Consider the following 26412-nt stretch of genomic DNA (forward strand, 5'->3'; position numbering starts at 1 on the left):
GTTGACAACTTTACTAATAAGGTGGCAAGAAAGTTGTCAACACGGGTTACAAAAGCAGCTTTTGCTTCATCATGTCTAAAAAATCTTTGCGATAAGTTTCTCCAATCAATATTTCTGCAGAAATGCCTTTTAAAATAATCCTGTTTCCATCAATGGAGGTGATTTTATTAAGCGCAACTATAAACGATTTCTGCACACGGATAAATTGCGCTTTTGGCAACCTTTCCTCTACATCTTTCATGGTTAGGAGCGCAAGCGTTCTAATCCCATTATGGTGAAAAGCAATATAATTTTTCATGCCTTCAACAAAATCAATTTCGCCGATATTAATTTTTAGCATTTTACCTTTAGCCTCTGTTTTAACCATGAAATAATCATCATCTTGCTGGTTCACAGGGATATGAACTTTTTTAGTGTTAATAATCTTTTGAGCCTTGTTTATGGCTTGTAAAAAACGGGGCAAGGGGATAGGTTTAACTAAATAATCAACCACATCAAGATCAAAACCGGCAGTGGCAAACTCTTTATAGGCAGTGGTAAGTATTACCTGTACATCTTTGTTGTTCATCGTTTGGATGAAATCAATGCCCGATATCTCTGGCATATGAATATCCAGAAAAATGAGATCTACAGGGTTGCTGCTTAAAAAACTCAGGGCATCAATCGGATTGGTGAATGTTGCGGCGATCTGTATTGCCGCAACAGACTTTAGGTAATGTTGTATTACTTCAATGGCATGATCTTCGTCATCAACAATAATGCAGTTAATCATGAGGCGTATGGTTGAGGTTTAATTTGTGGTATCTTGAACTGTTCCAAAAAGCCTAAATTGTCAGATGATGATGGTTTTTCTTGGTGATCGGCAACCTTATTGTAAGGCAAAGTTAATTCAAGGCTGTAATCAATCTCGGTTTCATTAATGTTTAATGCAACCCCTTTTTTGTAATGATTTGAGAGTCTTTTCCTTATGTTTTCCATACCTATACCACTCGAGAGTTCTTTAGGCCCTTTTTTCTTTTTGTTCCAAGTGCTTAAACGGATATGATGGTCGGTTTCGTTGATGCTTAAGGCTATTTTAACAGGATGCAAATTATCTGTACAATTGCCATGTTTTAAGATATTCTCTACAACAGTAATTAGAATTAATGGAATCAATCTTACATTATCGGTATTTCCATTCACACTAAAATCGATCTGTAACTTGTTATTGAAACGAAGCTGATTAATTTTAATTACATTTTTAATATGCTCAATTTCCTCTTCTATTAATGTCATGCGGTCATCTTTATCCATTTCCAGGGAATAGCGCATGATTTTACTGAGTGTCATAATGCCATCGGCAAGCTCTTGAGATAAGGGTAACGATTTCGCAAAAAAGAAATTAAGGGTGTTGTTTAAAAAGTGAGGATTAATCTGTGCACGGAGAAAAGCGTATTCTGCTTCATGTTTTTCTTTTTCGATGAGGCGTAGTTTTCGTTCGCGTTTAATTCCTTCAGAGGCAAAATAATACCCAAAGCCCAAAATAGAATACTTTATGAAAACCCATAATACTGCAGCTCCATAATTTAAAAAATTAAATGGAGGGGATTTTGGACCATTCACTCTAAAATGGGGTCTTATATGGTAACTTGTGATGTACCATAGTAAAAAACAAACTGTAAAAGCAAATACTGTCCCCAAAATAAGTAAAAGCGGTTTTATTGGACTAGCAAATTTTTTGCAAACTAAAATACACACGTATACTGTACAAATGTTTGGCAGCTGAGAGATTAATATATCAATCGGGCTAAAAACAAATCCTTCTGGATCTAAGGGATATTCCAATAGATTGCCTAATAGCATATAAGCTATCCAAAAAATCAAATGATATATAAATACCCTGTAATTCTTCTTTGTGTTTATCATTTAAAAAAATATGTTCTTACAAAATCAACCCAATTAGTTGTATCGCTAGGTATTTTTACATTAGGTGTAATACCGACATTGTCTAGTGGTCGCTTTACGCTATGTAGTGATTTGCTAGCAGGATAACTAAGAGAGTAAAAGTTACATGGTAATTTTATAAGTACAGTTTCACCATAGTCAACTGCGCCTGATGTGTTACTGCCATATAAAACCACTTTTTTACTTTGCTCTGCTCTTAATATGAAAAGTTCAGCGCTGCTTGCCGTATTCTCATTAATTATAATTGAGACCCGCGACGGATTTTTTAAAACCTTCGAAAACTTTATTCTATACTCTTTATACAAAAGATAGTGCTCTTCTAGGTGAGCTCTTAATTTCTTAACATCATTTTTCATTTCTATCTTACTCTGCTTAGAAATATTAGGATAATCTATTTCGTAACAATCACGTATATTGTCCTCTGTAGCCAAAACAATTCCTCCATCCACTTTTATGGGGTTGGTGTATAAATAAGGCAATAGTTTCTCAAAGCACTTAGTCGAGCCTCCAGAGTTATCCCTTACGTCAAGAATCAAATGCTCAGTACGGTCAAGTTGAGACTTGTTTTTAAGAATTAAATTATCGATTTGAGTTTTATATTTAGAATTAAATGATGGGAGTTTAATGAGTGAGGTTTTCCGATCAAGAATGCTAAATGATGGGGCGCTATTATTCACAGTTATTGGTTGTAGCGTCTCTTGCTTAGTTTTAGGGCTTTTTATCCACTTGCCAAAGATCCCAAAATTTAGGGTGTCACCATTTTTTAAAAGTATAGGATGTTGTTCTGAGTGATCGCCTCCATTAAAGAATATTGTTTGATATTGACTATCTTTCTTTATCAATTTAAACTTAATTTGTTGTGGCATCCATCTGATCGAATCTGCCTTTAATATAAAGCCAATAAATTGATTAGGCTTTATGTCTTTAATAATTCCAACTTCATATATGCCAAAGCTCCAAATCCCTTCAATACTATCAATGCTTTCTTTGTTTTGCGCGAGGTAAGATTTAAAAACGTTTTCTGTCCAGCTAGTTTTTTCCTCCATTGAAAAAAAATGTCTCACAGAATCAGGATTTAATTTATCAAACTCCATTCCAAATGATATATGTTTATCCTTAAAAAAGGCGAGCCATTCTCTGCCTAAATTCAAACATTTATAAGCATTTGATCTGTCTGCTATTGTTTGCAGGCTATCGGTAAATTTCTGAAATTGTTGCTGATTTTTTATTGTAATCTTATCTTTAAACCCCACATAATTTTTCGTTATCCTATTAGTAAGGTAACGAAAGTTATCAGAGCAGTTGCAGTTCTGTGCCCATAAGCTATTAAAGGAAAAGAACAACAAAACAGATAAGATGATATTTTTCATATTTAATGGGATGATTATAGTTTACATTTTCATTCTTAATGTAAACTATAATTGTTAGCTTCAGTTATCTCTTAACCACTTACTGTTTGATTTACCGTTTTTAGTTCATCACATTGTGGATTTCCTGAATGGCCTCCTCCTGTAGGATTACTTCCTCCATTAATTCTCCTCAACTGGTCATTATCTAAATTAATAATAGTTTTTTTCTTAAAGATAAACTGTGTTCTTTTTTCTAATTTTTTGTTTTTCATAATCGTAATAATAGATAGTTAAATAAATGTGTTTAAAAGTGTTATTTCTGAATTCAATAGCCAAAAATTATACACCAAACAGCCATTTATCTGTATCAAACCAGTAGATTGTATAGTTTAAATAGTGAATCGTTATTTAGTTTTATATTTCTTTACAAAATCAATCCAATCGGCGGTATCGGCAGGTATTTCTACATCGGGTTTAATCCCAATATTATCTAAAGGATAATCTGGTAATCTTAAAGACTTACAAGCAGGATAATAAAGAGTATAGTATTTACATGGCATTTCTATTTTTATAAACTCGGTGTAATCTACAGCACCAGCAGAATTTTGGCCATATAATTTCACCTTTTTGCTCTGTTTGGCTTCTAGCAAAAACAGTTCGGCAGCGCTTCCTGTGCCGCCGTTAACGAGAAACGAAACGCGTTCAGGGTTCTTATAAACTGTTTTAAATCTGATAGTGTCAATAGGGTACAGCTTATAAAGTTCTCCCTCGTGAGCTTTTAACTTGATGAGGCGTTTCTTAAAAGTATTTCTAATACTGTCAGAAGCTTCAGGGTATTCTTTGGAATAACCGTCTTTAATATTGTCTGGTGTTGCCAAAACGTAACCGCCTTCTTGTAGAATGGGATTGGTATATAGATATGGCATCAGTTTTTCGTACACTAAAACAGAGCCACCGCTGTTATTTCTTAAGTCGACAATTAAATGTTTGGTGTTCTTTAGTATGTTTTCATTCTTTTTGATTAAGGCTGCTGTGGGGGCCACATAATCTAATTTGCCGAAAGATGGCATTTCAAAGATGGCCGTTTCATTGTCCAAAACCCGGAATTTTGGGGAGAGATCTATCTCTTTTTTTGGTGTAATAGCTGCAGTTGGCTTGGGTGCCTTTATCCATTTACCGAATATGCCAAGGGTTATGGTATCTTTTTGCTTTGATAATTTGGGGTGCTGTTCCGAATGGTCTCCTCCGCTGAAATAAATCATTTCATATCGTCCATCCTTTTTTACTAACCTGAATTTAACTTGCTGGGTCATCCATCTTATCGAATCAGCCTTTAATACAAATCCCATAAACTGATTAGGGTTAGTGTCTTTAACCACCCCAACTTCATATATACCAGCACTCCAAATCCCTTCTATACTATCGAGTTTGGTTTTATTCTGGTGCAGGTAAGATTTAAAACTGTTTTCTGTCCAGGTGGTTTTTTCTTCGTTTGCAAAAAATGTCCTTACCGAATCAGCGGTGAGCTTATCGAAGTCCATGCCAAAAGCCATGTGTTTATCTTTAAAAAAATCTATCCATTCTCGGCATACACTCAGGCATTTATAGGGATTAGCTTTATTCGCTACCTGTTGCAGACTATCGGTGAATTTTTTAAACTGCTGGCTATTTGCAGGTGTGACTTTATCAGCATAACCTACATAGTTTTTTGTTATTCTATTGGTAAGATAACTAAAGTTATCACCGCAATCGCAGTTCTGGGCTTGTAGATTATAAAATGGAAATAAGAGCAATAAGTAGAAGATAATTTTTTTCATAGTTTTCAATTACAATTATAGTCGATATTTATACTTAAAGGGTAAACTATTTTAAAATACATATCTGTATTATCTTCTGTGCAGGTTAATGTAACATCTAATTAGCGCCAGTTTGATTCAATATTGAGCTATTTCTGATGTAATGCCTCTTTTATCCCTATAAAAAGCCTTTTAGTGTATCTTTTTTTTGATTGAAATTTAATATCCAATACTTGTTTCGTGTTAGGCCGGCATGGGCGAAACCTGAAAAGCCTTTAAAGAGTAGGGAATAAACTTTAAAAACTAAAAATGAAAAATTTAAAATTACAAGACTTCGGTGTTCAGGAGATGGATGCTAAAGAAATAAATGAAACTGTAGGAGGTGGCTTTTTTGGAGCGCTAATTGGTTTTGTTGTTGGTGCCACTCTTGCTCTTGTTTCTGGCGAGATTACTATAAATGGTGAGGTGGTATCTGGTAGTGATAACTGGTTTACCGCAGGATTAATTGGCGCCGGAGCTGGTGCAGTTATTATTCCAATCTAATTGACTAATATTAATTAGGAATTGGAAATAATTAAAATTATTTCCAATTCCTTCTTTATCTGTTTTTAGAATAAATTCTTCAGATCACTTATTGTTAAATATGAAATTTACACTTATAATTTATCTTTTATTATTAGTATCAAGCAATGCTTATACACAATCCGTAACTTTAAAAGGTAGGGTAGTAGATGCAAAAAATAACATAAAATTATCAGGAGCGACCGTAAAAGTAGGTAATGAGTATACACGTACAGATCACGATGGTTATTTTGAAATGACTGCTCCATTAAAGACTTTAACAGCGCTTGGGATAAATTTTAGTCATGTAGGCTATTTCAATATTCGTTTAATATATCAATCTAATCATTTTTATGAAGTTAAATTAACCGAAAGCAGTATTGAATTACAGGAAGTTATCATTGGAGCAGGTGATGATATTATAAAAAAAGCAATTAAAAGAATTGTTTACAACTACCCAAATAAGCCTATTATCATTAAAGGAATATTGAGAACACAATCATGGCGTAACCAGTCTGAATATTTTAAGTCGGATGCATTAATAAAAGCTTATGTACCAGCCTACGATTCGAAAGAAAAAACCACGGTTGCTGTGGTGCAAAATCGCATGGATACGTTGTATGATAAAACTCTTAAGTATCTGAAACATACATCGAACTATAATGTTGTTGATTTTCAGGATATCGCTCACAATAATTATATCCTTCATAAAATTGCTAAAAAGAAGAAATTTGATTATTTACTTGCTGGTAAGGAGATATACGATAATCATAAAGTATTTGTAATTAATATAACAACACGTGATACCAGTAAGCAATATGATAAAATCCAGGCAACATTGTATATAGATACAGCTACCTACGCATTTGTTGCCGCAAACACATATACTTATAACCTGATAAGGGCTGGCTTTTTACCTCTTAAAATGTTAAATTATCGGGTTGCTTATGAAAAAATAGGGGAGAAGTGGTACTTGAAAGAAACCCATACTTTTGCTTCGTCCGAATTGAAAAAAGAATCACCTCGCACTACAGTTGATTTTATTCGAACTGAAATCGATAGCATAGATGTGGATAAGATTTCATATAAAGATATTGTTCAACATCGGGATGATGTTTTATTAATTAATAAACCCAGAAATAATGAGGAATGGGAGAATAATAGTCATTTGTTTCAAAAAGCCGAAAAGGAAGGGCGAATGGAAAGATTATCCAGTGAATCACTTGATACAATAAAAAGTAATAATGGAATAGCTAATTCAGATAATCAAAAAATAAAGAGACAGTTTGGAAGAAGGGTATTTGACTATTTTAATAAAGATAATGTACGTACCACATTAGGTTTGACAAAATTTCCAGTATTAATGAATGATCAATTTTATCGCGTTTCAGAAAGTATCAATTATGGCTTTGGATTAGGTATCAATTATAGGTTATATAAAAATCTATTTTTAGGATTTCAGGTAAATACGAACCTGCGTAACAATAAACATATCAATCTTTCTACATTTGATTTGAATATTTCAAATGATTTTATTTTAAATAAAAATTCAAGGAATTTAACATTTACACCTTACGCAGGTTTTGAACAGATAGTTGTTCGTTACAATGAGGGTAAAGTCCGTAATAATACTTTTAATTATGGGCTTAGGGTAGCCTATGAGTTAACCCATAAAAAAGCAATATTTTTATCTTCTGGATTCAACTCTGGACTAAATAGCACTATACTAAATACCCTAAGTATTACCCCTAGCCATTATGCTATAGGGTTAGGCGTTATATTTAAGAAATAACGGAGTGGTGTTTCTCTAATAATTTTTGCGGAAAAGTTTAGTCAACAAAGAAAAATAATCTGATGGTTAAATTGAAAATCCCAGTAACCCTCAAATTAATTTAAACTGTATTTTGAGTAGAAAGCTGTATTTAATTAAATATGATATAAATTAATTCTTAGAAAGCTTAATACGATTAAAATATTGTTAACCGATATTGCCTGCTGTGCATCTATCGGTTTTTTTATTTTCTAAGGTCAAAAACAGTTTCATCCCTACAATCCCCCTTTTCGTGTATCTTTTTTCTGGCATAATTTAATAATTACAAACTTGGCCTTAACCAAGCCAATTGATGATATGCCTTTTACAGAAGAAGCCAATTTCGAAGATAATTCCATCATTTTTTTACACCATACCAAGGTAAGGACACAAATTATTTATTCTGCCACAATTCTATTCATTCTTGTGGCTTTAGCGGCCTTACCATTTATTTATACAACGGTAAGCGTTAAGGGCAATGGTTCTTTGCAGAGTAATATTGAAAGAACAGAACTGCTGGCACCTGTGGGAGGGAAAATTACCCTGATTAATTTAACCGATAATAAAAAAATAAAAAAAGGACAACTTCTTTTAAATATAGACCCTACTATACCTGAAACACAAAATGTGATTTTGAATAATCGCTCAGGTGAATTAAAAAATTTGTTAAATGATGCGCTCCTCGTTTTAAAACTGGTCGACTTAAGCAATGCAGGGCAACCTGCATTGCAAACCGGCCTGTATGCGGCAAGTTGGCAACAATACGCGGAGCAGATTCAAAATGCACTAAATGCACGCGAACAGGCCTACAAGATTTATAAAAGGTATGAAACACTGTATAGCAAGAAGGTGGTTACCGAAGCAGAGTATGAGCAATATAAGTTTAATTACGATCAGGCGCTTTCTGATTTTAATCTGGTGGCTAAAAAGTACAAAACACAGTGGCAAACAGAATCTAATCAATATAGAAAAGAATTAAAAGATCTCGATGGTCAGAAAATCCAGCTTACCGAGCAGGAGAAATTATATCATTTAACCGCAGGGGTATCCGGAACAGTGCAAAATCTATCAGGTTTACAATTGGGTTCGTTCATTACCGCCAATCAGAAAATTGGTGAGATATCGCCTGATAGTGCTTTGTTGGCCATCTGTTATATTAAACCTGCTGATATCGGTTTAATTAAAGCTGGCCAAACCGTCAGGTTTCAGATCGATGCCTTTAACTATAACCAATGGGGCCTGCTTGCCGGTGTAGTAGCCGACATTTCTGACGATATTATATTGATTAACCAAAGCCCTTATTTTAAAGTGAAGTGTAAATTAGACAAGGATTATTTAAAGTTAAAAAACGGTTATAAAGGGCAGGTAAAAAAGGGAATGACCTTTAATGCACACTTTACTATTGCAGAACGAAACTTGTATCAATTGCTTTATGATAAAGTTGATGATTGGTTAAATCCAAACGGAGTTAAAAGCTAAAAGACCAAAGCCGAAAATTCTCAAATCATCCAATCTCACATCTCCAGTCTCGCATCTAATATCTCCCTTCTAATGTCTACACTAATAAAACAACGCGATATTACCGATTGTGGCGCTGCTTGTTTGGCATCTATAGCTGCATTTTATAAATTAAAAATGCCTGTTGCGCGCATTCGCCAATTGGCCAGCACCGATCAAAAAGGAACCAATGTTTTAGGTTTGATAGAAGCTGCAAATAAACTGGGTTTTGAAGCAAAAGGCGTAAAGGGCAGTTTAGATAGTCTTTCTAAAATTCCATTGCCAGCCATTGCGCATGTGGTGGTAAAGAAGCAATTGCAGCATTATGTAGTTATTTATAAAGTAACCGATAAATCCATTGAAGTAATGGACCCCGGTGATGGGAAAATACACCGCAAAGCTATTGACGAATTTACAAGTGAATGGACAGGTGTACTGGTTCTGTTGTTACCTGATGAGGGTTTTAAGCAAGGCAATGAAAAGGTCGATACCAAAAGCCGCTTTTGGAACCTGATTAAACCGCATAAAAGTATTGTAACGCAGGCACTTTTTGGTGCTTTGATTTATACCATTCTTGGACTATCTACCTCAGTTTTTGTTCAAAAAATAACCGACCATGTTCTGGTAGAAGGTAATCGGAACCTGCTTAATTTAATGAGCTTAATGATGGTGGCCATTTTAGCGCTGCAATTATTTATTGGAACGGCTAAAACTATTTTTACAATCCGCACGGGCCAGCAGATAGATGCCCGATTGATATTGGGCTACTACAAACACCTCTTAAAACTGCCTCAGCAGTTTTTCGATACCATGCGGGTGGGCGAAATTATCTCAAGGGTAAACGATGCCGTTAAAATAAGGGCTTTTATAAACGATGTTTCTATTAACCTGGTTGTAAACGGCTTTATTGTTGTATTCTCTTTTATTTTAATGTTCAGTTACTATTGGAAACTGGCATTAATGATGTTGGCGGTTATTCCATTGTATTTACTGATTTATTTCATCAGCAATAAACTGAACAAGAAAATGCAGCGCAAGTTGATGGAGGAGTCGGCCGAGTTGGAATCGCAATTGGTTGAGGGCTTAAATAATGTAGCCACAATTAAAAGATTTGGTCTTGAAAGGTTTACCAACGAAAAAACAGAAACTCATTTTATTGGCCTGCTCAGAACAATTTATAAATCAGGATTAAACTCTGTTTTCTCTGGAACATCAACCGAAGTTATTGCCCGTATGCTCACTATCATCTTGCTTTGGGTGGGCGCAGGTTATGTTTTAGATGGCGAAATTACCCCTGGGGAATTATTTTCCTTCTATACCCTTATTGGTTACTTCACTGGTCCGGCTACTTCCTTAATTGGAGCAAATAAATCTATCCAGGATGCCATGATCGCCTCCGATCGTTTGTTCGAAATTATGGACCTGGAGATTGAACAAAATTCGTCGGGCATTTTCCTTACGAAAGAATTAATGGGCGATATCAGGTTTGAACATGTAGCCTTTAGATATGGCAGTCGTGTAAATGTGTTTGAAGATTTAAACCTAAAAATTAAGGCTGGAAGTTTTACCGCAATCGTAGGAGAAAGCGGATCTGGGAAGTCTACCTTAATGTCGTTACTACAAAATATTTATCCGATACAATCGGGCAATATTTTTATCGGTAATCATGCGCTTAAGTATTTGAACAATGCCTCTTTAAGGAATTTACTAAGCGTTGTGCCGCAAAAAATTGACCTTTTTGCAGGAAATGTAATCGAAAACATTGCCATTGGCGATTATGAACCAAATATGCAACAGATTATTAGTATTTGCACACAACTGGGGATTATCGATTTTATTGAAGCTTTGCCAGAAGGTTTTCAGACTTATTTAGGTGAAAACGGAGCCTCTTTATCGGGCGGACAAAAACAAAGGATTGCAATAGCAAGGGCACTGTACCGCAATCCTGAAATTTTAATTCTGGATGAAGCCACTTCCTCTTTAGATTCGGCTTCTGAGCAGTATGTGCAGCGAACAATAGATTTGTTGAGGATGCAAAAGAAAACAATCATCATCATTGCGCACCGGTTACCTACGATTAGAAAAGCTGATCAGATTATTGTATTAGATAAAGGAAAGGTTGTAGAGGAGGGGAGCCATATTGAAATGATGATTGCAAATGGCCATTACGCCAACTTATGGAAACAACAATTTGGTGATGATGACCAAACAAGTTTGATAACACCCACACTAGAGTTTGTAAGGGATAACATTTAATTATCATCAGTTTTACTATGAAACTATTAGAATACATCGATCGCATTAAGATTATCCATAAATTGATAAAAGAAAGCCGTACAGGCGCTCCTGAAAATTTAGCAAGAAGGTTATCAATTTCAACCTCGAGATTATATGTAGTATTAGATGAGCTGAAACTAATGGGCGCTCCAATAGAATACTCGAGACAGTTACAAACATATTATTATACCCAGGCATTCGAAGTAAATATTAGCGCCGATTTTACGGTTTTAAAGCCTCAGGAGTTAATGAATATAAATGCTGGTTTTTTTTACCAGCAAAATTATCCACTCCTTTTTTTATAGAGTGGGCAAAAGTAATTTAGTAGCGTTGCAACAAAAAGGCGTATACCGAAAAGCCTTTAACGAGTAGGTGAACTAAATAAATCTAAATTGTGAAAAAATTAAATCTGGAGAATTTCAATGTTCAGGAGATGAGCCGCTCAGAAATATCTCTTATTGAAGGAGGCAGCTGGATTGGCAGGGCGTGGAATTCGATAAAAGAGTTTGTTTTGGATGTAGTGCACGAAATCGTTACCGATGTGGTAGGTGCTGATCCCACTTCAAACCTTTAAATAACTAAATATAAACCCATTGGTCTAAATAGCTGACCTAAAACTAATTAAAAATTATAACATGAAAAATCTAAAAAAATACGAGGTTGAAGAATTATCTTTAACAGAAATGAAATCAATTGATGGCGGAAGCTGGTTTAGCAGAGCATTCGAAGCAGTTGGTAATGCTTTGGATGATGCTTATCATTGGTTACAGGATAATATTGGACTTACCTTAGGCTCAGACGGAGCACATGGAAAATAATTAAACGAAAAGAGCAGGTATTTGTCCTGCTCTTTTTATTTCCTCTTACAAACCATCTTATGTTTAACTATATATTTAACGTTAAAAATGTTTTTTTAGCGACTTTGTTTTTTATATTCTCTGGTAATGTTGATGCGCAATCATTTTACCTTACAGGGCATGTTTTTGATGGTAAAGAGCCTCTAATAGGCGCTTCAATAATAATTTCCGGCAAACATGTTGGCAATAGTGATGCATCTGGTTATTTTGAAGTCAGCACAAAATTGGGCGATACATTGAAGGTAACCTTTCCTTTTTATGATGCTACCACTTTTGTTTTAACTGATTCACTTCAGAAAAATATAGTTTTAACTGCAAAGACATTTCAATTAGATGATGTTCAAGTAAGTTTTAACAAACGAAAAACAATTGATTCATTATTGAACGCATCTTTTCTACAATTAAATCCAAATGCTTTTAACGCAAAGGTTTTTTTGAGGCAGTCTGTTGTTAGAAATAACGAAAAGGTTATCTTGTTAAATGAAGGATTATTAAACCTGAATTGTCCTGATTTAAAAGAGCTTATTGTAGCTGGTAGTAGTAAAAAAGTAAAATTAAATATTGATTACGCTTGTAATCCAATTAACTCAAATAGCCGTCCGAAAGTAACTTATGGGAGTAATCCTCAAATTAAATTACGTTTGGGATTATTGCCAAATCATTTCTATGAGCTGGTAAAGTTGAATATTACGGAAGAAAGTATTAAATCTGATAGTATTAATATCGTTATTAATGTTAAAGGAAACCTTTCTGCCAATGAAAAGCTTGTGGTTTCTTACCTATGGATTTTGGATAAAAAAACTAATTCATTAAAACAAGCCCGGTATTACGAGCAATATGTAAATAAAAAGCATTTTTTATTTTATGATTATGCTTATCTAAATAATGAACTCTTTTCTGGATCTATAAGTGCAAAGCAAGTGATTGGAAGAAATTCCTATTCAACAAATGATGAAATATTTGTATTCCGTCAAATGGGGGCAGATATAGATAAATGGAATTTTGATGTTAATAAGTGTGGGTTAGAAAAATACCTCGAACAAACTGGGGATTGTGATGAATTGAGCAAATTTAAAACTAAACATGAAATACCAGTTCATAGATTCTTTTAGTTTATCAGATCTGCCTTCTTAACTTTAAAGCATAAGCTTAATTAATACACCAAAGCCAAATACTGCCCATGATGGCTTATACAACCTGGTTTAGTGCATTTATAGTTACTTGGATGATTTGGTGATTCGTAAATGGTTACTTTAATTTCTTCTAGCTTGCCATAAACAGGAGCAGCAATGGTATGAATATATTGTAGCTGTATGTCGCTTCTAGTGAAATATGTATCGTTGTCTATACTTACTATGCCTTTTATCTGATCGATGTTTGGATAAATAGTGCAGTTTAAACTTTTAGGGGCGAAATTTCTGATTCCGGTTTTACGGTTATAAATTTTATAAGCCGATTCTTTCATACTCCATAACAGCCATACCATTTCATCAGGTTTTTTTGCTGACGCAATCAGTAACTGTTCTTCGGCGGTGAAAATTTTATCGAGATAATTTTTACGCCTCCAGTTACTTTGGATTTTAGCCAGATCCAGATCAACGATATCGTTACCCAGCATTCGCTTCCAGTTTTTGAGCTATAATTTCGGTGGTGGCTTTTACTGTAAGCATTTTAGCCATCGAATCGTTGTCTATTTCGATGTTGAATTTCTCTTCAATATCTAAAACAATATCAACCAGGTTGGCCGAATTTATTTTTAAATCGTTTATAAAATCGGTGTTTTCGTCAATATGTGCCAAGGCTGATACCTCCTCGCTATAAGGTTCAACTATTGTTTTTAAGGCTTCGATAATCTCTTCTTTATTCATGGGTATATTTTTTAAAAATAATGCAGGCGTTAATATCACCAAAACCAAAACTGGCTTTAGCTAAGATATTAATTGGTTGTTGAATTAAAGTTTGCGGAATGCATTTCGCATCAATTAAAGCGGAAATCTCGGGGCTTAGGTCTTCGCAATTAATATTGGGAAAAATAAATCCTTCTGAAAGCTCAAGCATTGAGGCTACACATTCTATGCTCCCTGATGCTGCAATACAATGGCCAATCATACCTTTTAAAGAATTGATATACGGAAAATCATCGGCAGGTAATTGTAGTGCTGCTTTCCAGTTTTCTATTTCCAGGGCATCTTTGGTGGTTGCGGTAAGATGGCCATTAATAACATCGATTTCCTGGGCTTCAATACCCGCATTTTTTAATGCTGTTTGGATACATCGCTGTACAGCGGTAGGATTTGGTGCAGTCATCGTACCTAAGCCCCGCTGACCGCCAGAATTGATATGGCCGCCGAGTACTTCGCCATATATTTTGGCTTTTCTAGCCATTGCACTTTCGAGCGATTCTAATACCAAAGCACCCGCGCCGCTTCCAGGTACAAAGCCACTTGCCGTTTCACTCATAGGGCGGCTACCTTTTTCCGGTTCATCATTATGTTTAAAGGTGCAAACTTTCATGGCATCAAAACCACCCCAGATATAAGGGCCGCTATCGCTTGTACTTCCTGCTAGCATTCTTGTAGCCTCACCTGTTTTAATTCTTTCGTAAGCCAGCAATATGCTTTCTGCTCCTGTTGCGCAGGCAGATGAGTTGGTACTTACCTGATTACCTAAGCCGAGCTTGCCGCTGATAAACGCACTTACACCGCTGGCCATGGTTTGTATCACTACAGAACTTCCCAGTTTTTTGATTTCAAGCGCATCTATTTTATTAATTGCCCATCTAAATTTATCTATACCAGAAGTGCCTGCTCCGAAAATAGTACCGCTGTCCCAGTCGGGTTCTTCATTATTTTCGATGGTTAAGCCCGCATCTTTCCAGGCATCCAAGCCAGCAATAACACCATATATAATTCCTGTACTGTTTAGGTTTCGTAATTCAAGCGGTGTAAAATACTGGCTGATCCGCTTTTCGCTAAGTACTGGCTTGCCTGCAATCTGACAAGAGAAGTTTAAGGCTTCCAGATCGGGCTGATGGCGGATGCCAGAAAGTCCTTTTTTTATGGCATCTGAAAACTCATCAATGGTAGTGCCATTGGGTGCGCATACGCCTAAACCGGTAATTACGACTCTGTTACCCATTTCCTTTTGATATTAACATGCCCGAAATGCTGCCTTTGCAAATTATTTCGCCTGCTGCATTTTCCATTTTTACTTTGCAACTCAGTTTATTAAACCTAAAATACACTTTCTCACTCGTTACCGTAACCCGCTCACCAGGGTAAACCGGTTTTAAAAAGTCAATAGCGTTTGAAGTCATGGCGATGGATATATTTTGATCAATATCTTTTAACAGGTAAATACCTAAACAGACCAATCCAATCTGCGCCATGGTTTCAGTGAGGATTACTGCCGGGGTAACAGGGTGGTTTTTAAAGTGACCTTTGTAAAAGGGAAGGTCTTTAGCGTAAGTATAAGTGCCTTTCGTTCCATTTTCGTCAACATGCAGCAACTCATCAACAAATAGAAAAGATTTGCCGTAAGGGAGTTTAGCTAGAATCTTTTTTTTCATTAGTGATGAGTTGAATGATTACCATTGTAAAAGTATGCGCTGTGCCGAAAATCCAGGGCCAAAGCTTAACATCAGTCCTTTTTCTCCAGGCATTGGCTTTTTATCTATAATCCGTTCTAAAACATAGAGAACTGTTGCGCTGCTCATGTTTCCATAAAGCCTTAAAACTTCTTTCGTTTCGTTTATATTTTTGCCTAGCTGGCCAAATAATTCTTCAACAATCTGGATAATTTTTTTTCCACCCGGATGAAAGATTAAATGGTTTATATTATTAATGTCGAGGCCATTTTTGGAAAGAAAAGGATGAATAATAGCTGGAAAATGATTGGCAATGGTTTCCGGAACTGCCACATCCAGTACCATTTGCAATCCGGTATTGGTAAGTTTAAATCCCATCATCTCTTCAGCATCATAAAAATGGTACATTTCTTCAGCCAAAATCTCTGGCCCACTATCTTCTTCATTCGAACTTAACAGTACACAGGCGGCACCATCGCCAAATATTGCTGCACTTACAATGTTGGCCATCGAAAAATCGTTTAATTGAAAAGTTGCCGTTGGCGATTCTACCGCAACAACTGCGGCCCGTTTACCAGGATTTGCTTTCAGAAAATTCTTGGCATAAATCATGCCTGATACACCAGCGGCACAGCCCATTTCAGTAACCGGCAGGCGCACAATATCCTGGCGGAGTTTAAGTAAGTTGATCAGATAAGCATCTAAAGAAGGGATCATGATACCGGTGCAGCTCACCGTAATGATGTAGTCTAAATCCTGAGCTTGCCAGTTGGCTTTTTCGAGTGCGGTTTCCAAACATTTGGCACCCAGCTTTATTCCTTCTCTTACATAAATATTGTTTCGCTCCTCAAAACTTAAATCACTAAAAACCGCTTCGGGCGACATGATCGAGTATCTTTTATCTACCGCGGCGCTTTCAAAAATCTTTTTTACCTTTCGGATAAAGCGATCATCCTGATCTTTTAGCCAAATATCTAGAAATGGTAAAATCTCATCAGTTGATCTCCAGAATTCGGGCAAGGCTTTACTTACTGCTTTTACGGTTACGCTCATATTGTTTTAATTATCCATTGGTAGCGGAAAGCCCATTTCCATTTTATTGAACTCGATTTCAGCTTTAATTGTTTGCTATATTTAAGCAAATCTGCCCTTTTAAACCCACGCAGAATTGATACTAAGCCGTCTTCTCTAGACATGTCATTTAAACGGAATACATAACACAAAGCTTTAAACAAGTAATACGCTACTGCACTTCTTTGCAGGTCGTTTATTACAATGCCCATTGTTGCCAACCTTTTAAAATTCTCAAGCAGATTAATAATTTCTTCATCTTTAAAATGATGTAGGGTTAAAGTACAAAGCATAATGTCGCAAGGTTCTGTTTTACTTAAATCCTCAAAAATATCGCTACAGGCGTAGGTTATATTGGGATAGTTTTTGGATAAACTTTGCGCATGATTTATCGTGAACCTATTGGCATCTATCCCTTTTAAAATAAAATGTAAACCTTGTTTATTTGCATAATCTGCCAAAGAGCGCAACATATCTCCATTTCCACAACCAATATCAGTAATACGAATAACCTCGTCCTTTGGTTTGCTGGTGATTAAGCTTTTAACTCCTTCGAGTGTAACTTTATTACCACCAAGGAGTTGATTGATACTGGCTATTTTATCCAGTGCATCGCGTAATATCTCACCTTCCATGGCAAAGTCATCCATAATCTCCGGCGCTGTACTTCTATATGTGGTATCTACTGGCATTTATTATAAAATCTTGATCGGTTTACCATGTGTCTGCTTAATTATTTTGTGGAGAAGAAAGGGCATTTTAGTCAACGCACTCATGGCCAAATTTTCGAATTTATTGTTCCTCAGCAAAGAAGATAATACGCTGCCCACTTTTAAGCGGCTTTTAAATTCTTTATTCCAGTGTAAAGTATAAGTTTTTTCTAATGCTACACGCGAACCAATTTTTCCCTCTATTCTTTGATGCAAAAGTTCTGAAACAATTTTAGCACTGTGGATGGCCATGGCCATGCCATTTCCACAAAGTGGATGAATTAATCCGGCAGTATCGCCAATCATTAAAATATGGTTATACACAGGTTCTTTAGTTTCGAAAGAAATCTGACTGATGGTTAATGGTGTATCGAATAAACAGGTGGCATTTTCGAAAATAGCTTTCAAATGCCTGTTTTTATAGAGTGCGTTTTCCTGGAAAGCAAGCAGGTTTTTGTGTTTTTTGAAATGCTCATAGTTAGCTAGGTAACAGATATTCAATCGATCATTTTCAACGTTCGAAACGCCACAATAGCCACCTTCAAAATTATGAAGGCTTACCAGATTACTCGGAAAATCGGCTTTGTAATGGGCTTTAACTGCCAGGTAAGGTGATTGTTTGTTGATGAAATTCCGGTTTAGCTTAACATCAATTGCTGACCTTTTTCCATAAGCGCCAATAACGTAAGTTGCTACAAAAGCGTTTTTAGCAGTTGTTACTGTAAATTGATTGTTGGCAAAGTTAATCTGTACAACGCGATCATGAATTATGTTTATTTTTCTCCTGATCAGTTCGGTATAGAGATAATGATCGATGGTGTATCTGCTTAAACCAAAGCCGCCAAGGGGTAATTTAGTTTTGATGCTTTTGCCAGAAAGGGAAGTGAAAAGCAATTCGCTTATTAATGTGGGTGCCAGATTTTCAATATCCAGACCGAGCCATTCAAAATAGGGGAGCACTTCATTAGAAATATATTCGCCGCAAACTTTATGGTGGGGATAGGTATCTTTTTCGATCAACGTAACATTTAAACCCGCCTTATTCAGGTGGAGTGCTGCTGTTAAACCTGCCAATCCACCACCAATAATTAAAATTTCTGTTTCGGCCTGCATATGATAAGATGGAACCCCAATATAACATTTAAAACTCGGGTTTGTTCCATTTAAGCTTCTTTAACCACAGAGGTCATGGAGAGAAAAACACAAAGTGCACTGAGTTGGGTGTGTAATGTACTAACATGCTGTCAGATGTTACCATCTGACAGTTTCATTTGCGCTCGTTCCCAAACGAGTGCACAACAGCTTTACGATTTTGTCGTTTGTGACGATTGATTGTCTTTTCTGGGAGGTTCAAAACTTAAATAGTAGCACCACTGTTCCAGATTTAAACGGGATTGTAGCGGTATCCTTTTGTTTTCCTTCAAAACAAAAGATTTAGCGGAAAGCCCGACTAACGTTGATAATATTTGCGGGTATTACTTTCCTAAAAACCCGATGAAATATAATCCAATCTGCTTTGATTTTCAAATGAAAGCCAGCTTATCTGTCACTTCTTTCTTCCATATTCAAGTCGGTATCAAACGGACTTTTTGTAAATGGATAAATGGTTTGTTTAACAAAACCTTTCGGATACGAAGCTTCATGTACACCTGTTCCGGCGGGCCATTCTTTGCCTGGTAAATAATAGGTGCCAAACATCATATCGATAAAGGGAAATATTGAGGCGAAGTTATGTCCATAATATTTAGGGTCTTCGCAATGGTGCCAATGGTGATATTGGGGTGTTGTAAAAATGTATTTTAACGGACCAAAATTAATCCTGGTATTGGCATGGATGAGTACTGCATGTATTGCAATAAATATAATGTATACATTGAAAACGGTAGATGAAAAGCCCAAAACATAAAGCGGGATGAAAGTCATTGCCCTGGTGAAAAATATATCAATAAAATGGGTACGGCTTCCCGCCAGCCAATCCATATTTTGTGTAGAATGGTGTATGGAATGGAAACGCCATAAGGATACCCGGGTATGGAAAAAACGATGTGCCCAGTATTGAAACAAATCGGTACTGAAAAAAGCCAAAAACAAAGCCACTATAAATGGAAGACCCTGTACCCAGGTGTGCAATTTATCTAAACCTATCCAACCGAAAAATAATACGGCAGGTTTTTGGGTTACAATGCCAAAAAACTGAATAAATAGGTGACTGATTACAAAATAGGTTAAATCGGTACGCCATTCTTCGTGGAATTTGGTTTGCTCATTATTTTTTGGGAAAAACAATTCTAAAGGGACAAAAATGGCAACCATTAATAGGAGATCTAAAATCATCCAATCAAGGCCAAAATGCCAGCCCGATTTGGCTACATCTCTACCTTCTACACTCAAAGCCCCCAATATTACAGCTAAAGCACCGAGTGCAAAGCCTGGCCAGGCCCATTTTAGTTTTTTACTAAGGATTAAACTTAACAATGAAAAGAAGAATGCTGCAATAACGCCTCCAAGCATTAGGGCTTCCATACTGTTTTTTGTGTATATTTCACGGAATTCAGGCGTGGTTAACTTCTCTGGATAATGAAAACAGAGAATGCCAAATAAGGCCAATACGGCTAAAAAAATAGAAATATATCCACTAATCTGGCCTTGGCCCACTACTAATCTTTTGTTCGGAGACATTAAAATATGTTTTTGATAGATAACAATGATAATAAAAAAAGATAATATGGTCGAATAACTTTTGTTAGTTCATTGTTTAATACTTAACCGACCCGAACGCCCTGCGCCGAATACCCAACTTAATCCAGTATATTTTGTTATTTAAAGAGAATAATTATTTTACACCTAAATAATCAAATATTAGCTAAATAAAGCCTCAAATCTACCTATGTCATATCACTCAAAAATCATAATCTCAATCGTAATAGGCTGCTTTTTCATCTCCCCGCGCGCCTTGGCGCAACAGCTTATTAAAGGACAAGTGGTTAACGAAGCCAATAAAGGTATCGCATCCGTATCGATTTATAATAAGCAGAAATTAATTGCCCTGAGCGATCCTGAAGGAAACTTCAGCTTTAAAATAGATTCCTTAAATAAAGGTCAATCGCTTTCTTTCAGTTCGGTGGGTTACGAAAGCCATTCGGTTAAAGTTGATGAGCGAAGCAGTACAAGTGACCTCATAGTTAAGCTAAAAGACAAATACACTAAATTGGACGATGTGCATATTTATGCTGCCAATTTTGCTTCTGCCTTAATTAAAAATGCGGTCGCGCACCTTGCCGATACCGGTGTGGTAAGCGAAAAATTGTTGTGTAGGCAGTATATGGTAAAGGATGGCAAATATTATAGTTATGCCGAAGGATTATTTAACCTTCATACCGATGAATATAAAAACGATATCAGGTTACAGCTTGAGGGACTAAGAAGGCTTAAGGAGCTCAAAAAAACAGGAGGTGTGAAGATTAATTATGCTGTTGATTTAAGAATTGAGCTTAAATCTTATTTTGTAAGTAATCTTAACGATAATATGCTCAGCGGAGATAATGATTACGAAATTGAAGGACAGGTTGAATATGAAGGGACAAAATGTTACAAGATCTCTTTCACAAGGGCAAGAAATGTATTGTACAAACGCAAGAATGGCTGGATTTATATCACGGTAGATAAACACCTGATTAAAGGAATGGAAAGTAATATCGCTACGATAAACAAAAGCATGATCTGGATAAACAGGCAAAACTACACCATCGATAATGGTTTGTCGAAGTTATCTTCTACGTATTTAAAGTGTAATGTAGTGGCCGGCTTATTTTCGGAAGGAGAACCTTCGGCAGAGATGGAACTGATTTTTCTGGAAAATATTGATCTGGAATTAAAAAACAGCGACAACTATTCTACCCTAAAACTTAGACAGGATTTTTATCAATATCCTAAAAAGAACAATGCCGAATTTTGGGCAGTACTTTATCAAAAGCATAACTTAAAGATTCCGGAGATAATTGTCGAAACCTACAAATCGGATAAAAATATTTTGGAACAATTTTAAATCTATCTGTTCATTCGTTCATCGGGTTATTGTTTAAACCGGTTAATTGACTCCAAACGCCAAACTCTCAACTCCAGACTAAATCATCTTCCTACAAACCATTTCATTGATTAAGGGTTGCTTTATTGGGGATCGGCTTAGCCATGCCTTTCTTTTTTAAATAATCAGTATTTTTGAAACCACGATATGCTACTGAACTATCTACGCCTTTTACTGCTTCCTTTTTCGATCATTTATGGAATGGCTATTCTTCTCCGTAAAAAACTTTATGATTGGGGATTGATGCGATCTGTAAAGTTCGATTTGCCAGTAATCTGTGTAGGCAATTTAGCCGTTGGCGGATCGGGCAAAACACCAACAACAGAATATTTGGTGAAGTTGCTGGCCGGTTATAAAATCGCCATACTCAGTAGGGGGTATGGCCGGAAAACGAAAGGTTTTATTGTTGCCGATGGCGCTGCGACAGCCGAAACGATAGGGGATGAGCCATTACAGTACCATCAAAAATTTGCAGGTGTTACCGTTGCTGTTTGCGAAGACCGTTTAAATGGGATTAAGCAATTGGAAGAGAATCACGATTTAGTTATTCTTGATGATGCCTTTCAACACCGCGCGGTAAGGGCAGGTTTTAATATTCTGCTTTTCGAATTTAGAAAGTTGGGTACTTTGCAGTTTTTATTGCCAGCAGGAAACTTAAGGGATGTTTTCTCCTCGCGTAAAAGGGCCGATGTATTATTGGTTACAAAATCGCCGGTTCCCCTGTTACATGTTGCCCAGCAGGCTGCTATAAATGAATTGCAACCAAATGCCAATCAACCTGTATTACATTCTTATCTCAAGTACGGCGATCTTATTCATTTATACCATAATGAAAGCCGTACGCTCGAGTCGATTAAAGATTTCGAAATTTTCCTGCTCACCGGAATTGCAAATCCTGCTCCGTTAATAGAAGAGCTTGAAAAATATACCAAAACCATTAAACACGAAGAATTCCGGGATCATTATGCTTTTAAAAATGATGATATTAAGAAGTTTAAATCTGTTTTTTTGGCAGGGACTAAAAAAGATAAAATCATTATCACAACAGAAAAGGATAGCAAGCGTTTAAGAGCTACCGGATTTGAAGATTTACTGGTAGATTTACCTGTATATTATTTACCCATAGAGGTTGAATTATTTGAAGAAGATAAGATTACCTTTGACGAACTCATTTTAAACTATGTTAAGAGCAATAGAAGAAACCGTTGAATATATAAAACGTAAAACAGAGAACTTTAAGCCAGAAATAGGTATTATTTTAGGTACTGGCTTGGGTGGCTTGGTAAAAGAAATCGAAGTTGAGCATCAATTGATGTATTCTAATATTCCAAATTTTCCAATTTCTACTTTAGAATTTCATAGTGGGAAACTGATTTTTGGAACATTGAACGGAAAGAAAATTATTGCCATGCAAGGGCGCCTACATTATTATGAAGGTTACAGCATGCAACAGATCACCTTCCCGGTTAGGGTAATGAAAGGTTTGGGTATAGAAAACTTAATTGTATCTAATGCTGCGGGCTCGTTAAATCCTGAGTTTAAAAAGGGCGATTTAATGATTATCGACGATCATATTAATTTGCAGCCAGATAACCCATTGCGTGGTTTAATTGAAAGTGAATTAGGCCCCCGTTTCCCGGATATGAGCCAGCCCTATAAACGCGATATCATAGCTAAAGCGCTGGAAATAGCTAAAGATGTAGATATTAATTGTCATAAAGGGGTATATGTTGCCGTTTCCGGACCGAATTTAGAAACCAAAGCTGAGTATAAATACCTGCGTTTAATTGGCGCTGATGCCGTTGGTATGAGTACTGTGCCTGAAGTTATTGTAGCCAATCACGCTGGTTTACCTGTTTTTGCCATCTCTGTGTTAACGGATGAGGGTTTCCCGGAAGATCTGCAACCTTTTAATTTAGAAGAAATTTTAGCAGCCGCCGCCAAAGCTGAGCCTAAAATGACGGAGATTTTAACCCGATTAATTTCTGAACTATAAGATGCATAAAGTCGTTAAAATCTGTTTTTTTCTCTTACTGCTGTTAGGCATTAACAAAACCTTCGCACAAGATTTAAAAACAAGTGTTGGTACCAACAAAGAATTGGATTCTGTTCGGAAGAAACTAGACTCGGGGAAGGATTCTGTCGTTTTTACCGCAAAATATATCAGGTTTACCAAGCTGTCGTTAACTAAAGACAGCATTGTGTTGCTGCCTTTAGATACCTCAACTACGAATATCCAGAATTACAGCCCGCTTTTACAGCCCTTGCACCCAACCATAAACAATGGTAACATGGGCTTGGCAGCAAGGCCATTATTATACGAGCCTAGTAAAAGGATCGGCTTTGACGCAGGATTTCATTCGCTTGATTATTATGCTTTAACGCCCGAAGATATTATTTACTATCAGGCCAGGACCCCTTTTACCAGCTTATATTTTGTTAGTGCCGGACAAAAAGAGCAGCTTTTTAGGGCTATCCACACACAGAATATTAAAAAAAACTGGAATGTTGGGGTTAATTTTAACCGTGGCGATTCCAGAGGCTTTTACGCCAGACAACGTGGCGATAATTTGAATGTTGCCGTATTTTCATGGTACCAATCGCCAAGCAAACGTTATAATATGTGGGCATCAGCAATTTTTAATACCATGCGTGCCTACGAGAATGGCTCTACCGTAGCTACAGGTTTATTCGACCCTGATTATACTAAAATTGCAAGAGAGGCTGAACCGGTAAATTTATCAGACTCAAGAAATCTGTACCGTAAAAACACCGTTTTCTTAAAGCAAACCTATTATGTAGGTAGGATAGATACCTCTGCAAATGTGAACAATGCTGTTTTACCAACCAACAAGGTTTCGTATACGTTTGAGTATAATAACGACAGCTTCGATTTTTACAAAAATGGAACGGATGTTAATCATGTACTGCCTCCCGGAATTGCGAGTACAATATTTACAAATGATTCGACCCATGTACAACACATTAAAAATGAATTTATTTATAGTTTCTTTTTAAGACCAAAAAATAGTTCGGTTATTAAAAATGAACTGAAGGTTGATGCAGGTGTAAGGCATGATTATTACAAGCACGAATATTTTGGTATAAAACAAGATGCAACCAATTACGAGCGCAGTAGGTTTGCTCATCAAAACATTACCATTTTAGGTGCAGCGGGCTATCGGTTCTCTAATAATATCGATTTCAATTTAGATGTTCAGCAAATTTTGCAAGGTGAAAATGCAGGCGATTATTTATACGAGGCAAAAAGTAAAATCCTTTTAGGTAAAACCATAGGAAGAATCGAGTTGGGTGCTTATGTACAAAACCAATCGCCAGCGGCTATTTTTAATTACTATCATGGCAACCATTACCAATGGACAAACAGCGATTTTAAGAACATTAAAATTGCCAATTTATCATTTAACTATATCAATGATAAGTATGGTTTTACTGCCGGAGCCAAATATTTCTTAACCAGTAACTATGTTTATTTTGCTGCCGACCATACCAATGGTACAACTGCAATTTTACCAAAACAGGCTACTGCCGATATTAGCTTAATCAGGTTGGATGTATCAAAGAAATCGAGGTTTGGTAAGTTTGTGATGGAAAATTATATCGCTTATCAAAAAACAGATAAAAATGCAGTGTTAAGAACACCGGAACTTTATACTTATAACAGTATTTATTTTGATAATACTTTTTTTAAAGTATTAAAGGCTAATGTAGGATTTGATGTAAGGTACAATTCTGAGTATGGAAACTATTTATATTCACCTGCAACAGCGCAGTTTTATATTGATGAGCGCAATCCAACAAACCTGGCTTCAAAACCAGTAATTGATGTCTTTTTTAAAGCAAATTTAAAAAGGGCCAATATTTTTGTTAAATATGATTTTGTAAATCAGGGTTTATTCCAACCGGGTTATTACACTGTAAACAGGTACCCCATGCAAGATGCCCTATTAAAATTTGGGGTAAGCTGGAACTTTTACGACTAAATAATAAAGCATAAAAAAGCCTCCCGATTTAATAATCTGGGAGGCTTTTGTTTTTAAGGCCTTTCGCTTAGAAAGAATAACCTACAGATAAACCAATTACACGGTTGGTCAATTTATTAGAATTGGCCTGTCTGTCTTTAGGTGTTAAATCTGTTAAACCCAAGCCATAGTTTGCACCTACTAAAAATCCTGAATTTGTGCGATAAGCTAAACCAAAGTTTGCACCAAATTCGGTACTATTATAGTTTTTATCGCTGGCACTACCAAATGTTAGGTCTTTATCATTAGAAGTCGTAACGGTAGCACTGGTATTGTTGGAGTTGTTCACTGTTGTAACCGTGTTTTCTCCTTTGTCTTTACCAGAGATGTTAAAGCCGATATACGGACCAGCACTGATCTGAACGGCGCCGGCATCGCCAGTAGGAATTCTGAATACTGCATTTACAGGTACTTCAATGGTCATTAAATTGGTTTTAATTGAAGATGTGGTTGTAATGGTATTACTTCCTGCGGTTGCTGTGCTTACGGATTCAAATTTATTACCCTTATTCTGTAATGATACGCCTGGTTGAATGAAGAAATTATTTCCTACACCGAAATCACCGAATGCGGTCACATTAAAGCCAACATTGTTTTTTGCATTATCATTAAAATTATTGGCTGCGGCATCATCGCCACCAGCGTGAAACTTTGAAAGGTTAACACCAGCTTTTATTCCAAAGCGAGCAGTTTCACTAGTCATTTTTGTTTGTGCAAATGCACCTGTTGCTAATAATAAAACTGAAGCGCTTAATAATAACTTTTTCATAATATTTTTCTTTTAGAAGAATCTTGTTTAAAATTTCAGGCTTTAACCTGCTGTTAAT

The 26412-nt window shown here is 36.1% G+C and carries 26 protein-coding genes; 12 read left to right on the plus strand and 14 right to left on the minus strand.

The annotated features are described in order from the left end of the window. Window positions 1-46: 46 nt before the first annotated feature. The 5 genes from LQ201_RS17285 to LQ201_RS17305 form a co-directional block, all read right to left on the minus strand. The gene (locus LQ201_RS17285) at window positions 47-772 is read right to left on the minus strand and encodes a LytTR family DNA-binding domain-containing protein (protein WP_230144653.1); all 726 of its coding nucleotides are present in this window, start codon (window positions 770-772) and stop codon (window positions 47-49) included. Next, window positions 769-1905 (minus strand): sensor histidine kinase, encoded by a 1137-nt coding sequence (locus LQ201_RS17290; RefSeq protein ID WP_230144654.1) that lies wholly within the window; start codon window positions 1903-1905, stop codon window positions 769-771. The genes LQ201_RS17285 and LQ201_RS17290 overlap by 4 nt, the downstream gene beginning before the upstream one ends. Continuing rightward, on the minus strand, window positions 1902-3314 hold the full coding sequence (locus tag LQ201_RS17295; RefSeq protein WP_230144655.1) for a S41 family peptidase: 1413 nt from the start codon (window positions 3312-3314) through the stop codon (window positions 1902-1904). Before LQ201_RS17295 ends, LQ201_RS17290 begins: the two co-directional genes overlap by 4 nt. Before the next feature lie 71 nt (window positions 3315-3385). Continuing rightward, window positions 3386-3565 (minus strand): hypothetical protein, encoded by a 180-nt coding sequence (locus LQ201_RS17300; protein WP_057932114.1) that lies wholly within the window; start codon window positions 3563-3565, stop codon window positions 3386-3388. A gap of 132 nt (window positions 3566-3697) precedes the next feature. Beyond that, window positions 3698-5110, minus strand: coding sequence for a S41 family peptidase (locus LQ201_RS17305; RefSeq protein ID WP_230144656.1), 1413 nt, complete (start codon window positions 5108-5110; stop codon window positions 3698-3700). A 288-nt stretch (window positions 5111-5398) separates the two neighbouring features. On the opposite strand from LQ201_RS17305, the gene LQ201_RS17310 reads away from it, so the two are divergent. From LQ201_RS17310 to LQ201_RS17345, 8 genes are all read left to right on the plus strand, one after another. After that, a complete protein-coding gene (locus tag LQ201_RS17310; protein WP_230144657.1) occupies window positions 5399-5632 on the plus strand; it encodes a hypothetical protein in 234 nt (77 codons plus the stop codon). Between the two features lie 100 nt (window positions 5633-5732). Beyond that, the gene (locus LQ201_RS17315; protein WP_230144658.1) at window positions 5733-7442 is read left to right on the plus strand and encodes a hypothetical protein; all 1710 of its coding nucleotides are present in this window, start codon (window positions 5733-5735) and stop codon (window positions 7440-7442) included. 309 nt (window positions 7443-7751) lie between these two features. Further along, window positions 7752-8939 (plus strand): HlyD family secretion protein, encoded by a 1188-nt coding sequence (locus LQ201_RS17320; protein ID WP_230144659.1) that lies wholly within the window; start codon window positions 7752-7754, stop codon window positions 8937-8939. A gap of 72 nt (window positions 8940-9011) precedes the next feature. After that, on the plus strand, window positions 9012-11213 hold the full coding sequence (locus LQ201_RS17325) for a peptidase domain-containing ABC transporter (protein ID WP_230144660.1): 2202 nt from the start codon (window positions 9012-9014) through the stop codon (window positions 11211-11213). Window positions 11214-11230: 17 nt separating this feature from the next. After that, window positions 11231-11539, plus strand: coding sequence for a hypothetical protein (locus LQ201_RS17330; protein WP_230144661.1), 309 nt, complete (start codon window positions 11231-11233; stop codon window positions 11537-11539). Window positions 11540-11628: 89 nt separating this feature from the next. Next, window positions 11629-11808, plus strand: coding sequence for a hypothetical protein (locus LQ201_RS17335; protein ID WP_230144662.1), 180 nt, complete (start codon window positions 11629-11631; stop codon window positions 11806-11808). A gap of 61 nt (window positions 11809-11869) precedes the next feature. Then, window positions 11870-12052, plus strand: coding sequence for a hypothetical protein (locus LQ201_RS17340; RefSeq protein ID WP_121283822.1), 183 nt, complete (start codon window positions 11870-11872; stop codon window positions 12050-12052). Window positions 12053-12111: 59 nt separating this feature from the next. Continuing rightward, window positions 12112-13203, plus strand: a complete 1092-nt coding sequence (locus tag LQ201_RS17345) for a carboxypeptidase-like regulatory domain-containing protein (protein WP_230144663.1) — start codon at window positions 12112-12114, stop codon at window positions 13201-13203. Between the two features lie 41 nt (window positions 13204-13244). On the opposite strand, the gene LQ201_RS17350 is transcribed toward LQ201_RS17345, so the two are convergent. The 8 genes from LQ201_RS17350 to LQ201_RS17385 all read right to left on the minus strand — a co-directional run bounded on the left by LQ201_RS17350 (window position 13245) and on the right by LQ201_RS17385 (window position 20137). Continuing rightward, complete coding sequence (locus tag LQ201_RS17350; RefSeq protein ID WP_230144664.1) at window positions 13245-13709, minus strand: 4'-phosphopantetheinyl transferase superfamily protein; 465 nt, start codon at window positions 13707-13709, stop codon at window positions 13245-13247. Beyond that, window positions 13699-13959 carry an acyl carrier protein gene (locus LQ201_RS17355; protein ID WP_131031059.1) on the minus strand — a complete coding sequence of 87 codons (261 nt, stop codon included), beginning with the start codon at window positions 13957-13959 and terminating at the stop codon, window positions 13699-13701. Before LQ201_RS17355 ends, LQ201_RS17350 begins: the two co-directional genes overlap by 11 nt. Continuing rightward, the gene (locus LQ201_RS17360) at window positions 13952-15229 is read right to left on the minus strand and encodes a beta-ketoacyl synthase (RefSeq protein WP_230144665.1); all 1278 of its coding nucleotides are present in this window, start codon (window positions 15227-15229) and stop codon (window positions 13952-13954) included. Before LQ201_RS17360 ends, LQ201_RS17355 begins: the two co-directional genes overlap by 8 nt. Next, the gene (locus LQ201_RS17365) at window positions 15222-15659 is read right to left on the minus strand and encodes a 3-hydroxyacyl-ACP dehydratase FabZ family protein (RefSeq protein WP_230144666.1); all 438 of its coding nucleotides are present in this window, start codon (window positions 15657-15659) and stop codon (window positions 15222-15224) included. The genes LQ201_RS17360 and LQ201_RS17365 overlap by 8 nt, the downstream gene beginning before the upstream one ends. Window positions 15660-15677: 18 nt before the next feature. Further along, a complete protein-coding gene (locus LQ201_RS17370) occupies window positions 15678-16730 on the minus strand; it encodes a type III polyketide synthase (protein WP_230144667.1) in 1053 nt (350 codons plus the stop codon). After that, the gene (locus LQ201_RS17375; RefSeq protein ID WP_230144668.1) at window positions 16727-17440 is read right to left on the minus strand and encodes a methyltransferase domain-containing protein; all 714 of its coding nucleotides are present in this window, start codon (window positions 17438-17440) and stop codon (window positions 16727-16729) included. The genes LQ201_RS17370 and LQ201_RS17375 overlap by 4 nt, the downstream gene beginning before the upstream one ends. Window positions 17441-17443: 3 nt before the next feature. Then, complete coding sequence (locus tag LQ201_RS17380) at window positions 17444-18571, minus strand: NAD(P)/FAD-dependent oxidoreductase (RefSeq protein ID WP_230144669.1); 1128 nt, start codon at window positions 18569-18571, stop codon at window positions 17444-17446. A 426-nt stretch (window positions 18572-18997) separates the two neighbouring features. Next, entirely contained in the window at window positions 18998-20137 is a 1140-nt protein-coding gene (locus tag LQ201_RS17385; RefSeq protein ID WP_230144670.1) for a sterol desaturase family protein, read from the minus strand. 208 nt (window positions 20138-20345) lie between these two features. On the opposite strand from LQ201_RS17385, the gene LQ201_RS17390 reads away from it, so the two are divergent. From LQ201_RS17390 to LQ201_RS17405, 4 genes are all read left to right on the plus strand, one after another. Continuing rightward, window positions 20346-21503 carry a carboxypeptidase-like regulatory domain-containing protein gene (locus LQ201_RS17390; protein WP_230146656.1) on the plus strand — a complete coding sequence of 386 codons (1158 nt, stop codon included), beginning with the start codon at window positions 20346-20348 and terminating at the stop codon, window positions 21501-21503. Between the two features lie 186 nt (window positions 21504-21689). Then, a complete protein-coding gene (gene lpxK / locus LQ201_RS17395; protein WP_230144672.1) occupies window positions 21690-22751 on the plus strand; it encodes a tetraacyldisaccharide 4'-kinase in 1062 nt (353 codons plus the stop codon). Then, complete coding sequence (locus tag LQ201_RS17400; RefSeq protein WP_029275454.1) at window positions 22723-23538, plus strand: purine-nucleoside phosphorylase; 816 nt, start codon at window positions 22723-22725, stop codon at window positions 23536-23538. Before lpxK ends, LQ201_RS17400 begins: the two co-directional genes overlap by 29 nt. A gap of 1 nt (window position 23539) precedes the next feature. Continuing rightward, window positions 23540-25546 (plus strand): putative porin, encoded by a 2007-nt coding sequence (locus LQ201_RS17405; RefSeq protein ID WP_230144673.1) that lies wholly within the window; start codon window positions 23540-23542, stop codon window positions 25544-25546. A gap of 67 nt (window positions 25547-25613) precedes the next feature. On the opposite strand, the gene LQ201_RS17410 is transcribed toward LQ201_RS17405, so the two are convergent. Further along, on the minus strand, window positions 25614-26354 hold the full coding sequence (locus LQ201_RS17410) for an outer membrane beta-barrel protein (RefSeq protein ID WP_230144674.1): 741 nt from the start codon (window positions 26352-26354) through the stop codon (window positions 25614-25616). Window positions 26355-26412 lie beyond the last annotated feature (58 nt).

Source organism: Pedobacter sp. Bi126, assembly GCF_918698245.1.
Classification (GTDB): Bacteria; Bacteroidota; Bacteroidia; order Sphingobacteriales; family Sphingobacteriaceae; genus Pedobacter.

Coding starts and splice junctions, on each gene's coding strand:
- LQ201_RS17295 (WP_230144655.1), bottom strand. CDS start 3,314: ATGAAAAATATCATCTTATCTGTTTTGTTGTTCTTTTCCTTTAATAGC.
- LQ201_RS17405 (WP_230144673.1), top strand. CDS start 23,540: ATGCATAAAGTCGTTAAAATCTGTTTTTTTCTCTTACTGCTGTTAGGC.
- LQ201_RS17350 (WP_230144664.1), bottom strand. CDS start 13,709: ATGCTGGGTAACGATATCGTTGATCTGGATCTGGCTAAAATCCAAAGT.
- LQ201_RS17360 (WP_230144665.1), bottom strand. CDS start 15,229: ATGGGTAACAGAGTCGTAATTACCGGTTTAGGCGTATGCGCACCCAAT.
- LQ201_RS17285 (WP_230144653.1), bottom strand. CDS start 772: ATGATTAACTGCATTATTGTTGATGACGAAGATCATGCCATTGAAGTA.
- LQ201_RS17380 (WP_230144669.1), bottom strand. CDS start 18,571: ATGCAGGCCGAAACAGAAATTTTAATTATTGGTGGTGGATTGGCAGGT.
- LQ201_RS17385 (WP_230144670.1), bottom strand. CDS start 20,137: ATGTCTCCGAACAAAAGATTAGTAGTGGGCCAAGGCCAGATTAGTGGA.
- LQ201_RS17325 (WP_230144660.1), top strand. CDS start 9,012: ATGTCTACACTAATAAAACAACGCGATATTACCGATTGTGGCGCTGCT.
- LQ201_RS17310 (WP_230144657.1), top strand. CDS start 5,399: ATGAAAAATTTAAAATTACAAGACTTCGGTGTTCAGGAGATGGATGCT.
- LQ201_RS17355 (WP_131031059.1), bottom strand. CDS start 13,959: ATGAATAAAGAAGAGATTATCGAAGCCTTAAAAACAATAGTTGAACCT.
- LQ201_RS17305 (WP_230144656.1), bottom strand. CDS start 5,110: ATGAAAAAAATTATCTTCTACTTATTGCTCTTATTTCCATTTTATAAT.
- LQ201_RS17390 (WP_230146656.1), top strand. CDS start 20,346: ATGTCATATCACTCAAAAATCATAATCTCAATCGTAATAGGCTGCTTT.
- lpxK (WP_230144672.1), top strand. CDS start 21,690: ATGCTACTGAACTATCTACGCCTTTTACTGCTTCCTTTTTCGATCATT.
- LQ201_RS17315 (WP_230144658.1), top strand. CDS start 5,733: ATGAAATTTACACTTATAATTTATCTTTTATTATTAGTATCAAGCAAT.
- LQ201_RS17330 (WP_230144661.1), top strand. CDS start 11,231: ATGAAACTATTAGAATACATCGATCGCATTAAGATTATCCATAAATTG.
- LQ201_RS17410 (WP_230144674.1), bottom strand. CDS start 26,354: ATGAAAAAGTTATTATTAAGCGCTTCAGTTTTATTATTAGCAACAGGT.
- LQ201_RS17365 (WP_230144666.1), bottom strand. CDS start 15,659: ATGAAAAAAAAGATTCTAGCTAAACTCCCTTACGGCAAATCTTTTCTA.
- LQ201_RS17400 (WP_029275454.1), top strand. CDS start 22,723: ATGTTAAGAGCAATAGAAGAAACCGTTGAATATATAAAACGTAAAACA.
- LQ201_RS17300 (WP_057932114.1), bottom strand. CDS start 3,565: ATGAAAAACAAAAAATTAGAAAAAAGAACACAGTTTATCTTTAAGAAA.
- LQ201_RS17370 (WP_230144667.1), bottom strand. CDS start 16,730: ATGAGCGTAACCGTAAAAGCAGTAAGTAAAGCCTTGCCCGAATTCTGG.
- LQ201_RS17290 (WP_230144654.1), bottom strand. CDS start 1,905: ATGATAAACACAAAGAAGAATTACAGGGTATTTATATATCATTTGATT.
- LQ201_RS17340 (WP_121283822.1), top strand. CDS start 11,870: ATGAAAAATCTAAAAAAATACGAGGTTGAAGAATTATCTTTAACAGAA.
- LQ201_RS17345 (WP_230144663.1), top strand. CDS start 12,112: ATGTTTAACTATATATTTAACGTTAAAAATGTTTTTTTAGCGACTTTG.
- LQ201_RS17375 (WP_230144668.1), bottom strand. CDS start 17,440: ATGCCAGTAGATACCACATATAGAAGTACAGCGCCGGAGATTATGGAT.